17 protein-coding genes are annotated in these 11,734 nt (G+C 60.0%); all 17 read left to right on the top strand.

The window, feature by feature from the left end; genetic code table 11:
- The first annotated feature begins 525 nt into the window (after positions 1–525).
- The 17 genes from OSC50_RS18540 (at position 526) to OSC50_RS18460 (ending at position 11,723) form a co-directional block, all read left to right on the top strand.
- Positions 526–870, top strand: coding sequence for a phage holin family protein (locus OSC50_RS18540; protein WP_181080546.1), 345 nt, complete (start codon positions 526–528; stop codon positions 868–870).
- 21 nt (positions 871–891) lie between these two features.
- Positions 892–1,407, top strand: a complete 516-nt coding sequence (locus tag OSC50_RS18535; RefSeq protein ID WP_253510773.1) for a hypothetical protein — start codon at positions 892–894, stop codon at positions 1,405–1,407.
- Between the two features lie 3 nt (positions 1,408–1,410).
- Positions 1,411–2,022, top strand: a complete 612-nt coding sequence (locus OSC50_RS18530) for a phage baseplate assembly protein V (RefSeq protein WP_266248159.1) — start codon at positions 1,411–1,413, stop codon at positions 2,020–2,022.
- Between the two features lie 9 nt (positions 2,023–2,031).
- Positions 2,032–2,364: a phage baseplate protein gene (locus OSC50_RS18525; protein WP_181080549.1), complete on the top strand. Its 333-nt coding sequence runs from the start codon at positions 2,032–2,034 to the stop codon at positions 2,362–2,364.
- Positions 2,361–3,356: a baseplate J/gp47 family protein gene (locus OSC50_RS18520; RefSeq protein ID WP_253510778.1), complete on the top strand. Its 996-nt coding sequence runs from the start codon at positions 2,361–2,363 to the stop codon at positions 3,354–3,356. Before OSC50_RS18525 ends, OSC50_RS18520 begins: the two co-directional genes overlap by 4 nt.
- Complete coding sequence (locus OSC50_RS18515; protein WP_181080551.1) at positions 3,353–3,991, top strand: phage tail protein I; 639 nt, start codon at positions 3,353–3,355, stop codon at positions 3,989–3,991. The genes OSC50_RS18520 and OSC50_RS18515 overlap by 4 nt, the downstream gene beginning before the upstream one ends.
- Positions 3,988–4,530, top strand: a complete 543-nt coding sequence (locus OSC50_RS18510) for a hypothetical protein (protein ID WP_266248160.1) — start codon at positions 3,988–3,990, stop codon at positions 4,528–4,530. Before OSC50_RS18515 ends, OSC50_RS18510 begins: the two co-directional genes overlap by 4 nt.
- 62 nt (positions 4,531–4,592) lie before the next feature.
- The gene (locus OSC50_RS18505; RefSeq protein WP_266248161.1) at positions 4,593–5,345 is read left to right on the top strand and encodes a hypothetical protein; all 753 of its coding nucleotides are present in this window, start codon (positions 4,593–4,595) and stop codon (positions 5,343–5,345) included.
- Positions 5,346–5,354: 9 nt separating this feature from the next.
- Positions 5,355–5,591 carry a tail fiber assembly protein gene (locus tag OSC50_RS18500; protein ID WP_266248162.1) on the top strand — a complete coding sequence of 79 codons (237 nt, stop codon included), beginning with the start codon at positions 5,355–5,357 and terminating at the stop codon, positions 5,589–5,591.
- 86 nt (positions 5,592–5,677) lie between these two features.
- On the top strand, positions 5,678–5,851 hold the full coding sequence (locus tag OSC50_RS18495) for a hypothetical protein (protein WP_181080555.1): 174 nt from the start codon (positions 5,678–5,680) through the stop codon (positions 5,849–5,851).
- Between the two features lie 2 nt (positions 5,852–5,853).
- Positions 5,854–7,020, top strand: coding sequence for a phage tail sheath protein (locus tag OSC50_RS18490; protein WP_266248163.1), 1,167 nt, complete (start codon positions 5,854–5,856; stop codon positions 7,018–7,020).
- Entirely contained in the window at positions 7,020–7,526 is a 507-nt protein-coding gene (locus tag OSC50_RS18485) for a phage major tail tube protein (RefSeq protein ID WP_266248164.1), read from the top strand. The genes OSC50_RS18490 and OSC50_RS18485 overlap by 1 nt, the downstream gene beginning before the upstream one ends.
- 50 nt (positions 7,527–7,576) lie before the next feature.
- Complete coding sequence (locus OSC50_RS18480) at positions 7,577–8,149, top strand: phage tail assembly protein (protein WP_266248165.1); 573 nt, start codon at positions 7,577–7,579, stop codon at positions 8,147–8,149.
- Positions 8,150–8,276: 127 nt separating this feature from the next.
- A complete protein-coding gene (locus OSC50_RS18475) occupies positions 8,277–10,115 on the top strand; it encodes a glycine zipper domain-containing protein (RefSeq protein ID WP_266248166.1) in 1,839 nt (612 codons plus the stop codon).
- Positions 10,115–10,498, top strand: a complete 384-nt coding sequence (locus tag OSC50_RS18470; protein ID WP_253510800.1) for a phage tail protein — start codon at positions 10,115–10,117, stop codon at positions 10,496–10,498. The genes OSC50_RS18475 and OSC50_RS18470 overlap by 1 nt, the downstream gene beginning before the upstream one ends.
- Entirely contained in the window at positions 10,491–10,703 is a 213-nt protein-coding gene (locus tag OSC50_RS18465; protein WP_181080561.1) for a tail protein X, read from the top strand. Before OSC50_RS18470 ends, OSC50_RS18465 begins: the two co-directional genes overlap by 8 nt.
- Before the next feature lie 9 nt (positions 10,704–10,712).
- Positions 10,713–11,723 carry a contractile injection system protein, VgrG/Pvc8 family gene (locus tag OSC50_RS18460; RefSeq protein ID WP_266248167.1) on the top strand — a complete coding sequence of 337 codons (1,011 nt, stop codon included), beginning with the start codon at positions 10,713–10,715 and terminating at the stop codon, positions 11,721–11,723.
- The last annotated feature ends 11 nt before the right edge of the window (positions 11,724–11,734 follow it).

Here is an 11,734-nt window from a genome sequence, read left to right as displayed (position 1 = left end):
GAACACCCACGCAAAAATGCATTTGAGCATATTTTGGGCAAAAATAAATGCATTTACGCATTGACTGTATATGCATACATGCATATTCTGTGTCTCAAGCCAGCCGACAAGGCCTGGTGGAGGCGGCAAGGATGCTGCCAAGGAAGACAAGGAAGGCACGCAACACTGGCAAGGACGCCATCCGAGCGATGGCAGGGAGGCCAGGCAACACCGGCAAGGATGCCGACGCTCTTTAGTGGCACCGCTTTACAAGAACAGGCAGCGATGAACCGGCCTTAACGGTTCAGAGGGTTGGCAACTGACCCGGGTGTGCAGCGTAAAGCACCAGAAGCAGTTATCCGGCAGACAGGGATCGTGGTCGGAAAAACATTGAGGAAAGAACCGTACCGCGCCAGTAGCGCCGAACGTTCGAGGACAGCATTACTGAAAAGCCCGGGCGACCGGGCTTTTTGGAATGCCTACCTATAAATGGATTTACCCGGAAAACCGGCGTTCAGCCGGCATTGCTCAGCCAGGAGGCGTGACATGACAAACGAGCAGCAAGCGTTAGCGGAAATGCCTATCTGGCTGGTGATCGCACTGGCCCTGATCGGCGGAGTGTCCGGCGAAATGTGGCGCGCCGACAAAGAGGGTGCCCGCGGCTGGTCGTTGATTCGACGTCTGGCCTTGAGGTCCGGAGCGTGCATGGTCTGTGGGGTTTCAGCCCTGATGCTGTGTTATGCCGCCGGAATGTCGATCTGGACCGCCGGCGCCATCGGATGCCTCACCGCTATGGCGGGGGCCGACGTGGCCATTGGTCTTTACGAGCGTTGGGCGGCCAAACGAATTGGGGTCAACGAGACGCCGACTTCACGCCCGGATCAGCAGTAATCGCTGCAAGGAAGCAACGACATGACACTTATCGAAAAACCTTCCCAGTTGCCTGCCGCGATCGCAGCGGTATTGAAGTCGGTGTTTCCGCACTTGAGGGTGGGCAATCACCGGGACTTCGCGGGCGCTGCGGATACAAGCGGCATCCTGATCAACGTGGAGCGCAACGGCTCCGGCACTCGCACCCTTGAAGGTCGCAAGGCACATGCCTTGCTGGTCTCGCTCACGGCCACCATCACCAACGCTTCGGCGCCTTTCGATACCTGTGACCTGGCCAGTCAACTGATGGACCTGGCCCTGGACAACCGCTGGGGCTTGCCGCCCGAGCATTGCGACCTGCCCATGTCCATCGTTGCAGCGCCCTCGATATCCGTCAGTAGCGAAACGGACTACGACACCTGGACGGTTTCCTTTACCCAAAACCTCTACCTCGGCCCGTCGTTGCTCGACGATCCCACGGGCATACCGCTGGTTGCCCGCATCTGGGAAGTCTCGAATATCGACGACCCCGATCAATACCGCCCACTGCAGGAGTAGTCCATGTTCGAAGCACTGCTACGCATGCAGCTGGGGCCGATCATCGAACGGCTGGCGGAAATGGAAACCCAGCTCGAGGACCTGTACCGCCGCGCCGACAGCTTCTGCCGCATCGGCACATGCCAGCAAGTCGACGCCGCCAGTCATACCTGCAAGGTCAGCCACGGCGATCTGCTCACCCCGGCCATTCGTTTTTTCAATCCCAGTGCCGGTGCGCAGACGGAAACCCGCATCCCTTCAGTGGGCGAACAGTGCCTGCTGCTCAACTATGGCAGCGGGGAAGGCGGCGCACAGTCCGTAGCCCTGTTCGGCCTGAACAGTAGTCTGTTTCCACCGGTCTCCAGCCTTGCAACCTTGACCCGTCGCCAGCATCAGGACGGTACTCAAAGCGAATATGACGACGCCAGTCACGTATTCAATTGGCGTAATGGTCCCACCACCGTCACAGGCTCTCGTGAACAAGTGATCGTAAACGTCGGCGCCGCCAATCTGGTGATGATGGCCGACAGCATCACTCTGCAACTCGGCGCTGCCGGTCTGCGATTGGATGCCGGCGGCGTGCATTTAAGCGGCCCGGTGGTGGATCACCAGGGCCGCGTGATCAGCAGCGCATAAGGATTTGCCATGATCGGAATCGATAGGAATACCGGGGCAGCCGTCGATGACTGGCTGCAGTTTGTGCAGCGTGCCACCCGAGCGCTGACTACCCCCGTGGGCAGTCGCCAGAAACGTCCGTTGTACGGCTCGCTGATCCCGCAGTTGCTCGGCCGGAACTTGGGCGACGACCTGCTGATCCTCGCCCAGAGCCACGCGGCACAGGCGTTCTACAACACCCAGAACGGCATCGCCGACTTTCAACCCGACGTCATCGTCGCCACGCGGCAAGGCGCCGGCCTGTTGCTGCGCTTTGCCGGCACCTGGAAAAACCGTCAACAAACCTTCGAGGTCGTGACATGAGTATGTTGATCCCAGGCCAGAACCAACTGGCGGAGCCGGCCCTTATCGCCGTGGATGCGTTCGAACCCTTGCTGGCGGAGTTCAAAGCGTTCGTCATCGACTACGTTGCCAGCCGTGCGCCGCAGAGCGCGGCCAAGCTCAAGGTCAGCCTGGACAATGAAAGCGAACTGTTGACCCTGGCCCTGGAAGCGTTCTGCGTGCGCCTGCAAACCCATGAACGCAAATACAACGCCCGCATCAAGCAGATGCTGGCCTGGTGGGCCAACGGCAGCAACCTGGATGCACGCCTGGCCGACATGGGGCTGGAGCGCCAGGTGCTCGACCCCGGCGACCCGGCGGCATTCCCGCCCGTGCCGCCGACCCTGGAAAGTGACGACGATGCCCGCCTGCGCTATTACCTGGCGCCCCATGCGCCGGCGGCGGGTTCGCGGATGCAGTACCGCCGCGAGGTCTTCACCCTGGGCGAGCGGCCGTCGGTGAAGGTACAAAGCGCTACACCAGGGCTGGTCACGGTCAGCTACACCTTTGATCCTGACGGCTATGCAGCCCAGGTCAAGGACGGCAATGGACGACGCACCGCCCCAGGCGAAGTGATGGTCACCGTGCTGTCCCGAGAGGGTGATGGCACTGCATCCGCCGATTTGCTTGACGGTGTACGACGACATTTCGCACGGCCGGATGTGCGGCCGGAAACCGACCTGGTCAGCGTGCAGAGTGCGCAGATTCTTCCCTACAAGATCCGCGTAGTGGCCAGGATCAACGCCGGTCCGGACTCCGGCTTGACCCAGGTCGCGGCGCAACGTCTGCTGCAAACCTATGCGGAATCCTGCCATCGCCTTGAAGGACGCGTCGACCCCAGCTGGATCGACTACGCCATTCACAGCGCCGGCGCGGCGCAATTGCAGATTCTCGAACCCCTGGAGCCTATCGTCACCACGGCCTTCCAGGCCCCTTACTGCACCGGTGTCGAGGTGGAGGTACGCACGCTATGAGTGACATCACCGCGAGCCTGTTGCCGGCCAATAGCTCACCGTTGGAGAAGGCGTTGGACGTAGGCTTCGGCACATTGCTCGACCGCGTTATACCGCCGTTTCCCGCCTTAATGAACCCGCTGCTGACGCCCGTCGAGTTTCTTCCCTACCTGGCGGCCGACCGCGGTGTCAGCGAATGGGATGCACACGCTACCGAAACAGAGAAGCGCCTGACCGTGGGCCTGTCCTGGCAGATTCAGCGTCAGGCAGGCACACCCAAGGCGTTGAGCCATGCGGTGGAGTCACTGGGTTTTACTCCCAACATCAGCGCTTGGTACCAGCAGCGGCCTTTGGGTGTGCCCTATACGTTCGACGTGCAGGCCATTATTGGGCGCAGCTGGTCCAGTGGCGACCATAACCGGTTGATCCGGCGTATCAACGCTGCCAAGAGCGAGCGGGATCAGGCGACGATCACCATCGTGCATGAAACCGCAGGTCAGCTTGCGTTTGCGCAAGTCCTCGAGGCCCCCTTAAGCGACGGGGAGTTTTCGCTCAGCGGCGCATTGCCTGAATTGGCGCTGGTTGCTGGGCTAAACAGTGCAGGCGTCGCCCGGCACTACACCATTAACGACTACGACCTCAGGGCGCAGCCATGACAGATGACATTACGCGCCTGGTGCGCTTCACCTCCAAGGGATTGGATGAAGTGCTGCAGGCAAAGAACCAGGGTTTGAAAGGTGAAATAACCCACATTGGCGCCGGCACCGGGCGCTACAACCCGGACGGCAGCGAAGTGGCCTTGCGCGACGAACGCCAGCGGGTCGCCATCGTGGATTATGAAGACCTGGGCAACCACCAACTCAGGATGGCCGCGCTGTTTGATGGCGACGGTGAATATGAAATTGGCGAGTTTGGTTTTTATCTCGCCAGTGGGACGTTGTTGGCGGTGTATTCCGTCGCCGGGAAGTTGCTGACGTATAAAGCGGCGGCGGCTCGGGTACTGCAGAAGTTTACGCTGGATGTTTCGCCGTTGCCGGGGGATAGCTTGGTGATTGTGGTGGGGAGTGAAAATCTGAATGTGTTGTTGATCGATGAGTTGGCAGCGTTGTCCGCAGCCAGTGTAGACAACATGGCCAGAGGGGTAGGGCTCATGTTTCGAGTAATGAAACTCGAAAGTGTTGGCGGCGGCATCTAGTTTTGTCGGCTTTCTAAATTGAGAAACTGTCTGGTCATTGTAAAAGATAAGGAGATCATATTTTGAGTACAGAACAACAACTGGCCGCCGTGGTCAGTGCAGCGAATAACCTTACCCAAGTTATCACCGGAAAGGTCGGAGAGATTGATAAAGCGATTGCTGAGGCACGACGTGCCTATGAAGCGCAATTGTTGGATCTTAAAAATCGCTTGCCAAGGCTGGCGGTGACTAAAAATTTCAATTTGTACCCCAGCGCCGACGGGAAATTGATTGATAACTGGGGTATTCATGGTGAAGTAACTTGCAACAAACTTCGTTCGATAACTGCTACCTCTCAAGCCACGGGACGCCCGCAGGCGGATGTGGACTTCATGTTGCAGGTACAGGCGGACGTGCGTGAACAGTTTCCTGAATTTGATATTAGGGCCAGTGAGTACTGGCGAACTATCGTCAACGTGTGGCAGTTGAAATGGGCAACCGCCGGTGTGAGTCCGTGGCTGGCTTTCCCCTACACCGTAGATACGGCGCTTGCAAATGGGACTGGCGCGGTGCCGCTTAACTCTTACATTACATTGGGGGCTTTTGTCCGAGTTGTAGAGGGGGCAATTGCTGGTGCTTGGAGCACAGGGGTAGAAAAAGGCAAATGGCGCTGGTGCTCTGCGGTTGTAGCACCCACCGAGCTCTTCGGTGCTTATTATCATCTGCACCCAATGCGCAACTCCGCATCCGGGGTTGTCGAGGTGATGCTGGCAGGTGCATGTACGGGTGTTGTTACTAGTCCAGGTGACTGGGGAACTATGTTGGCGTTGAATTAAGGAGAAATTATGAAACCGATTTTTGTACCTGCTGAACTTCATCCGCTAATCAAGTGGCAGGTAATTCGTAGTGCTCGCGACCAGGATCTGGCTGCCAGTGATTATGCGGCTATGCCAGATTATCCAATGGAGGAGTCAAACAAGGCTGCGTTTTTAACCTATCGTCAGGGCCTGCGAGATATCCCGGACCAAGGCAGCGACCCGGACGCGGTCGAGTGGCCATCTAAACCTCCCTTTCTCAAATAACCTCACCGCGAAAGCGGTTTTTTTTCGCCTCCCCAAAGCCCCTCCCCGCAGGGGCTTTGGCGTTCTACACCCGGAGAATTCCACTCATGTCTGACCGCCAAACCTACACCGTCCTCATCCCATTCCCCACCGGCAAGGGCCATTGGTCCACCGTCGGCGAGGAGCTCGAACTGTTGGACGTCGAAGCATCCGCCCTGCGCACCGCCGGCCGTCTGGAACTGACCAGCGTCCTCAACTCCACCCCCAAGAAGGCTGAATAACCATGGCTGAGGTTCTTAACTTCGAGCACAACGGCATCACCGTGAATGCCACCGAATCCCCCGAGGCCATGGGTGGCCTGGGTGACAACGTGATCGGTCTGGTCGGCACCGCGCCGAACGCCCATGCGTCGATTCCGAAAAACGCACCGCTTCGCATCAATAGCTTCACCACCCAGGCGCTGCTGGACCCCACCGGGGCCGAGTCGGGCACGCTGTTCCACGCCGTCTACCAGATTCTCAAAGTCGTAAAGGTGCCGGTCTACGTGGTGATTGTGGAGGAGGGCGCGACGCCCGCTGACACCCTCAACAACGTGATCGGCGGCAACGAGCCGGTGACCGGCCGCAAACTGGGCCTGGCCGCCCTGAGCAGCGTCCCCGAAGACTTGACCATCATCGGCGCTCCAGGCTTCACCGGCACCAAGGCCGTGGCCGGCGAGTTCGCCGCGTTCGGCAAGCGCATCAAGGCACGTGTCGTGCTCGATGGCAAAGATGCCAGTGTTGCCGACCAGGTCACCTACAGCGGCGAACTGGGCGGTGCCGACCTCGGTTTCGATCGTTGCCTGCTGGTGCACAACATGCCGTCGGTGTACTCCAAGGCGGCGAAGAAAAACGTGTTCCTGTCGCCGTCGTCCCTGGCCATCGCTGCGCTTGCCAAGGTCAAACAGTGGGAGAGCCCGGGTAATCAGGTGACGTTCGCCGAGGACGTTTCCCGCGTCGTCGAGTACAACATCCTCGATACCTCCACCGAAGGCGACCTGCTCAATCGCTATGGCATCAGCTACTACGCCCGCACCATCCTTGGCGGTTTTTCGTTGCTGGGTAACCGTTCCATCACCGGTAAGTTCATCAGCTATGTCGGCCTGGAAGATGCCATCAGCCGCAAGCTGGTCAAGGCCGGCCAGAAAGCCATGGCCAAGAACCTCACCAAGTCCTTCATGGACCAGGAGGTCAAGCGCATCAACGATTGGCTGCAAACCCTGGTCGTCGACGAAACCATTCCCGGCGGCAGCGTGTACCTGCACCCCGAGTTGAACAGCGTCGAGAAGTACAAGAACGGCACCTGGTTCATCGTCATCGACTACGGCCGCTACGCGCCAAACGAACACATGATTTATCAACTCAACGCCCGCGATGAAATCATCGAGCAGTTCCTGGAGGACGTTCTCTAATGTTTACCAACCGAGTCAGACAGGCCATTGCGGCCACCCTCCAAGGCCTGCCGTTGTCCGCGACCGTGGAAGAGTTCACCCCGCCGAAGATCGAGTTCGAGATGGAATCCATGTCCGGCGGCCGCTTTATTGCCGAGGAAATGGCCAAGAGCGGCAAGGTGCTCGGCGCCACGCTGGTGCTGCAAGGCGCCGGCCCGGAAATCATGCTGGCCCTGGGCGTGCGCATGAGCGACGACATCCTGCTGAACGTGCGTGAGGCCGGCCAGGACCAGGACGGCAAAACGTATTTCACTTACCACACCGTCGGCGGCAAGCTCAAATCACTCGATGAAGCGAAGCTGAAAATGGGCGACAAAGCCCTGACCACGCTGGAGTTGTCCTGCCGCACCTACACCCGACTGGAGAATGGCATCCCGGTGATTGATATCGACGTGCGCACCCAGAAATTCGTGCTCAACGGTGTCGATATTCTGGGCGATGCCCGCCGCGCCGTGCTGATGCCTTAAACCCCTTGGGGCGAGCACGCTCGCCCCTTGTTTGAACAAGGAATTGCCTCATGGCCTGGATGCCACCGCTGCATCACCTGCTGTCTCCGATCACCGCCGACACCGGTGCAACGATCGAGCAGGTGCAACTCAAACCGCTGTACTACGCCGCGCAAAAAGATGCGCTGGCCCGGGCCGGTGACGACGAGGACGACCAGTTCTTTGAACTGGCGAAACTCGCCACCGGCCTGTCGGAAAAAGAGCTGGATCAGCTGAAACGCCCGGACTACGTAAGCATCGCTCAATACGTGCACGATATGTCGACACGCCCGGCGTCGTTTTTCCTGAATGCCCACGAGGCGCCGCCTTACGACCAGCCCGTGCAACTGCTATTGCCCCTGGAAGCAGCCGGCCGAACCCTGACCGAACTGCCTCTGGAGATGCCGGCTCTGCGCGCCACCAAGGTGATGAAAAAGCTCGCCACCAATAAAGAGCGCGCCGAGTTTATTACCGCCCATTGCACAGGGTTGATGATCCCTGACCTGTCGGGGTTGACCGTGCCCGACTGGACCGAGCTGCAGGAGCGGATCGACGATTTTTTAAATCAACCGGCGGACTTCTTTCGGAACGCGACATCGAGGTAATCCTCGACGTGGTGCCGCTGATCTACTCGGTCAACGAGGCGGAGATCCTCGACTGGGACGCCGGAAAAGCATTGCGCCGCTACGACATTGCGATCACTCGCCTTGGCGTTAAACAGGAGTAAGCGGGATGCAGGACAAGTATTCGCTCGCGTATGCCGTGGTCAAGGATGGCCAGGGTGTATTTCGCCACTCAGACGGCGCGCAGGGTGCCGACAGTGTTAACCCAGGCCCTCTGGCGTCTGGAAGTCACGCAGAGGCGGCGCCTTTGTTTTCGATGAGTCTGGCGCTGACCAACGCCGGCGTGCAACTCAACGGTCTTTCGCTGGCCCTGGGGTTACTGCGTGACAGTGTGGACGCGCTGCAAACCTCCTTGTCGCAGCTTAAGGCGGTGGACAGTGAGGCGTCTAAAATCGGCAAGGGGACCGAACAAAAGGCAACGACTGAAGTTAAGTCGAGTACATCGAAAGACCAGCATCTGGTCCGTGAGTCCATGACGCTGCTCGACGTAAAGGCCCTCGATCCCGTTGCCGCTTTTCAACAATCGTTCGCTGCGCCGGCCGTCAAGGAAAAAACAATAGCGCAACTGCGGGAGTCGTCGGCAAAGAGTGAGGAGCGCCTCTCCACGACGCTTAAACCCGCACCGGTACTCTGGGAAGACGTGTGGCTGCGAACCAAGACCGCTGTGACCGACAAAGCCAACGCCTGGGCCGGCGAGTCGCCAGCCGCCGCCACCACTGTCAAAACCGCGGAGGCCGTGGTTCTGCCGATGTTTTCACCGGTGGTTACCGGCTTTTTCTCGGGCATGGGAGACACGATCAAAAGCCGGGTGACAGGCAACGTGCTCGATCTGACGCTGGGCAAACTGCCTGGCGGGCTTGGCAAACTGTTCAAAAGCGATGGCTTCAAAAAGAGCCAACCATGCTGCTGCGCCACCGCAACCCAAGCCCCGGTGAGTAGCCGCCGTCCTGCTCGCAGAGCCCCGTCCGCCGGGAAAAAGCCTACCTCCAAGCCTAAGTCCCAGAAAAACCGCAAAGCGCAGAGCACGCCGAAGAAACAGGGCCCTCAGAAGAAACCGGCATCTGGGGCGCGGTCGCCTGCCGCAAGGCTTGCACCCCTGAAAGGTCGCGGCGCGATGTCGATGCTGCGTGGTTTGCCTGAGCGCCTGATGCAACCGTTTTTCCCGGCTCAGTCCACAGGTTTCCATGCCGTTGCCCCGGTGCAGGGCCTGCAGCCGCGCGACGCGCAGGTCAATAGCCGAACGAGCCACGCCGACCTGCGCCAACCGCTCCCAGCCAGAGCCCCTGGGCTGATTGAAAACCTGGAACGTGGCGGCGTGCCTCTGCCTGCCGACGCGCGCGCAACTGCCCAGCCGCACACGCAGAACTCCAGTCACGAGCGTTCAGCCGTGCCTGGGGTGACTCACGCGCCCAAAATACCGGCCTCCGGGCTGACCGGAGTGATGAGTAAGCTGGAGTCCGCCGGCGCCCGCCGTCTCGGGCCGCTGAAGTATGTCGACACCGCCATTGACGTGGTGCAGGGCGTGCGCAATGGCGACGCGAAGGCTGTCGGCGCCGGTCTCAGCACCGCCGGTGGCGCCTGGGCCGGGGCTTCCGCTGGCGCGGCGATCGGCACCTTGATTTTTCCCGGAGTCGGCACCGCGGTCGGCGGCGCCATTGGCGGCTTGCTGGGCAGCGAAGCGGGCAGTTGGATCGGTGACAAACTGTTCGGATCGAGTGATCGCCTGCCCGCGCCGAATACGCTGAGCAAGGAACTCAATAGTGCTCGCACCGATAACGTCCAGGTCACGATCTCACCGAGTATCCAGATCACTGGCGTCAACCCCGCCGAGGCCCAGCAGGTCGTCAACCAGGTGATGCAAGCCCTGCAGTTTCAATGCATGCCCATGGTCACCGATTCCCTGGGCATTCGACGCAACGCGGCACTGACCGATACAGGAGGTGATTGATGCGACAACAGATGGTACTGGGCGATTTTATTTTTGGCCTGTCCCGTGGCTTCGCCTACGCCTCGCTCATCCATAGCAGTTACGGCGGCTGGAGCAACCTGGAAATCATTGCCAGCAAGCCGCAGTCACGGCAGAACGGCCAGCAACTGGAAAAGCTCTCGTTCAGCGGCATGGCGATGTACGCCGTGGGCATGCAGCGCCTGGACGAATTGCGCGCGTTGCAGGATGCGCGGGCGCCATTGCCCCTGGTCGATGGCATTGGCCGTAACTGGGGCTTGTGGCGTATCAATTCGTTGGTGGAAACCCAAAGCAACGTGATCGATGACGGCACCGCCATGGTCGTGGCCTGGACCCTTGAATTGGAGGAATTCGTCAATGCGTAGAGTGCGAAGTATTGCCGGCGATTCGGTCAACCTGTTGCTTTACCGCGAGTTGGGGCGCTGCGACGACGCAGCTGAAGAAACCCTCTGGCGCTTGAACCCCGAGTTGGCCGAGCATGGCCCGGTGTTGCCGGCCGGCGTGTGGGTGGTGGTGCCGGAGATGCCCGCGCGGCCGACGGTGTCGCAACCTGTTTCAGCGTGGGATTGAGGAGGCTGCATGGCACAGGGATTCACCCCGATCGTCGAGTTCTACGGCGCCAATGCGGCGCTGCTCAATCAACGCTTGATGCACTGGAGCCACACCGACGCCGCCGGTATCAAAGCCGACAGGCTCGAACTGACACTGAACATCGAGGGCCTGGAAGGGTTGCCGAGCCTGAGCGGCAAGATCGGCCTGCGAGTCGGCTATCAGGAGTCGGGATTGGTGGAAAAAGGCCAGTTTGTCATCATGCAGCGCACTCCCGTGCTGTTTCCGATGCGCCTGCTGATCGTCGCCACCGCCGCACCTTTCAGCGCGGTGGACCCCAGCCATTACCGACAGCGCCGCTCCGCCAGTTACGGCCCCACCACCCTGGGCGCGCTGTTTCGCCAGGTCATCGGTCGACATGGCTATTCACCCCGCGTCGCGCCGGCACTGGAAAGCATTCCGATCCCCCATATCGATCAATCCAACGAAAGCGACATGGCATTTATCACGCGCCTGGCCAGTCGCTACAGCGCCGTCACCAAACCGATCAACGAACTGTACGTGCTGGCGGAAGCCGGCAAGGTCCATTCGCTCTCGGGCCAGCTGCTGCCGGAGGTGACGCTATCCGTGACCCAAGACAACCGCCCCGGCGACCGGGCATTCATCACCGCCAAGCTCGACGAGCAGTCGCGCTCCAAATATATGGGCTGCCGCGTGACCTGGTGGGATGCCGTGGGGGCTAAGCAGCATGTCGTGGAGGTGGGCATCGCGCCGTTCAAAAACCTGCGCCAACGCTGCCAGAACGAAGCCGAAGCCCGTGCCGTGGCCGAAGCCGAACTGCGACGCGTGGGCCGGGAAGATTTGAAACTGCAGATCGAGTGCCCTGGCAACCCGCTGCTCGCCGCCGAAGGGTTGCTGCGCCTGGATGAAAGCTGGCCCTCGTATATGCAAGGGCGCTGGTCGATTATCCAGGTTACCCATGTGGGCGACCCGGTGACGGGGTATCGCAGTTCGATTGTGGCGGGTGGGTTGTCGATCTAGACCTTTTTGCA

It is taken from the genome of Pseudomonas quebecensis (assembly GCF_026410085.1).
GTDB classification, from domain to species: domain Bacteria; phylum Pseudomonadota; class Gammaproteobacteria; order Pseudomonadales; family Pseudomonadaceae; genus Aquipseudomonas; species Aquipseudomonas quebecensis.
The sequence above is the reverse complement of the archived record's forward strand: the minus strand, read 5'-3'. Positions and strand labels throughout refer to the sequence as shown.

Coding starts and splice junctions, on each gene's coding strand:
- OSC50_RS18540 (WP_181080546.1), top strand. CDS start 526: ATGACAAACGAGCAGCAAGCGTTAGCGGAAATGCCTATCTGGCTGGTG.
- OSC50_RS18535 (WP_253510773.1), top strand. CDS start 892: ATGACACTTATCGAAAAACCTTCCCAGTTGCCTGCCGCGATCGCAGCG.
- OSC50_RS18530 (WP_266248159.1), top strand. CDS start 1,411: ATGTTCGAAGCACTGCTACGCATGCAGCTGGGGCCGATCATCGAACGG.
- OSC50_RS18525 (WP_181080549.1), top strand. CDS start 2,032: ATGATCGGAATCGATAGGAATACCGGGGCAGCCGTCGATGACTGGCTG.
- OSC50_RS18520 (WP_253510778.1), top strand. CDS start 2,361: ATGAGTATGTTGATCCCAGGCCAGAACCAACTGGCGGAGCCGGCCCTT.
- OSC50_RS18515 (WP_181080551.1), top strand. CDS start 3,353: ATGAGTGACATCACCGCGAGCCTGTTGCCGGCCAATAGCTCACCGTTG.
- OSC50_RS18510 (WP_266248160.1), top strand. CDS start 3,988: ATGACAGATGACATTACGCGCCTGGTGCGCTTCACCTCCAAGGGATTG.
- OSC50_RS18500 (WP_266248162.1), top strand. CDS start 5,355: ATGAAACCGATTTTTGTACCTGCTGAACTTCATCCGCTAATCAAGTGG.
- OSC50_RS18495 (WP_181080555.1), top strand. CDS start 5,678: ATGTCTGACCGCCAAACCTACACCGTCCTCATCCCATTCCCCACCGGC.
- OSC50_RS18490 (WP_266248163.1), top strand. CDS start 5,854: ATGGCTGAGGTTCTTAACTTCGAGCACAACGGCATCACCGTGAATGCC.
- OSC50_RS18485 (WP_266248164.1), top strand. CDS start 7,020: ATGTTTACCAACCGAGTCAGACAGGCCATTGCGGCCACCCTCCAAGGC.
- OSC50_RS18480 (WP_266248165.1), top strand. CDS start 7,577: ATGGCCTGGATGCCACCGCTGCATCACCTGCTGTCTCCGATCACCGCC.
- OSC50_RS18475 (WP_266248166.1), top strand. CDS start 8,277: ATGCAGGACAAGTATTCGCTCGCGTATGCCGTGGTCAAGGATGGCCAG.
- OSC50_RS18470 (WP_253510800.1), top strand. CDS start 10,115: ATGCGACAACAGATGGTACTGGGCGATTTTATTTTTGGCCTGTCCCGT.
- OSC50_RS18465 (WP_181080561.1), top strand. CDS start 10,491: ATGCGTAGAGTGCGAAGTATTGCCGGCGATTCGGTCAACCTGTTGCTT.
- OSC50_RS18460 (WP_266248167.1), top strand. CDS start 10,713: ATGGCACAGGGATTCACCCCGATCGTCGAGTTCTACGGCGCCAATGCG.